Origin of the sequence: Klebsiella terrigena (assembly GCF_006539725.1) — a bacterium.
In the GTDB taxonomy this organism is placed as follows: domain Bacteria; phylum Pseudomonadota; class Gammaproteobacteria; order Enterobacterales; family Enterobacteriaceae; genus Klebsiella; species Klebsiella terrigena.
Genome location: NZ_BJNO01000054.1, coordinates 1 through 925 on the forward strand (window position 1 = coordinate 1; position 925 = coordinate 925).

At 60.1% G+C, this 925-nt stretch carries 1 protein-coding gene; it reads left to right on the forward strand.

The window, feature by feature from the left end; translation table 11 throughout:
* Positions 1 to 172: 172 nt before the first annotated feature.
* Positions 173 to 856 carry a tetratricopeptide repeat protein gene (locus tag RTE01_RS26095; RefSeq protein ID WP_041143642.1) on the forward strand — a complete coding sequence of 228 codons (684 nt, stop codon included), beginning with the start codon at positions 173 to 175 and terminating at the stop codon, positions 854 to 856.
* Positions 857 to 925 lie beyond the last annotated feature (69 nt).

Here is a 925-nt window from a genome sequence, read left to right on the forward strand (position 1 = left end):
GGAGGGGCGCGCCGCGCCTTTCCGGGCGACGGATCGGTCCCCCGCTGGCGCAACGCTCAGCGGCGGGACACGTTTATCGCCCCGGTTTCATCACGCCCGCTTAGCGCCTGTCATTTTCTTCTCTTACGCCTCCCTTTATACTGTTAGCTGTATCCCTAATAGATAATAAAAAATGAAATACCTCTCTTTATTGCTGGCGCTGGTCTCCCTCGCCGCAGGCGCCATGGAACCAGGCAGTCAGTACAAACAGCAGGCTGAATCGGGCGACCCGCGCGCGCAGTACTATCTCGCCGATACCTACGTCAGCTCCGGCGATTACCCGCAGGCCGAATACTGGGCGCAGAAGTCGGCGGAAAACGGCGATGGCGATGCGCTGGCGCTGCTGGCTCAGCTGAAGATCCGCAACCCGCAGAACGCCGATTACAAGCAGGCCAGGCAGCTGGCGGAAAAGTCGGTTCAGGCGGGAAGCAAGGCCGGGGAGATCGTCCTTGCCCGGGTGCTGGTCAATCATCAGGCCGGCAAGCCGGACTATACGCACGCCATCACCCTGCTACAGGACGCGGCCCAGGATCCGGAAAGCGACTCCGCCGTTGACGCGCAGATGCTGCTCGGGCTGATTTACGCCAGCGGCGTGCAGATTGCGGAAGATGACGCCGCGGCCTCGCTCTATTTTAAACGCAGCTCCTCGCTGTCCCGCACCGGCTACGCCGAGTACTGGGCGGGGATGATATTCCAGCAGGGGGAGAAAGGCTTTATCGAGCCCAATCAGCAGAAGGCCCTGCACTGGCTGAACGTCAGCTGCCAGGAGGGGTTTGATACCGGATGCGAGGAGTTTGAGCGGATAACCAAGGGGTAGCCTCTTCGCGCCCGGATGGCTTTTTACGGTGGTTTGGGCGAAAGCTGTTTTTTAAGTTCCGTTCATATT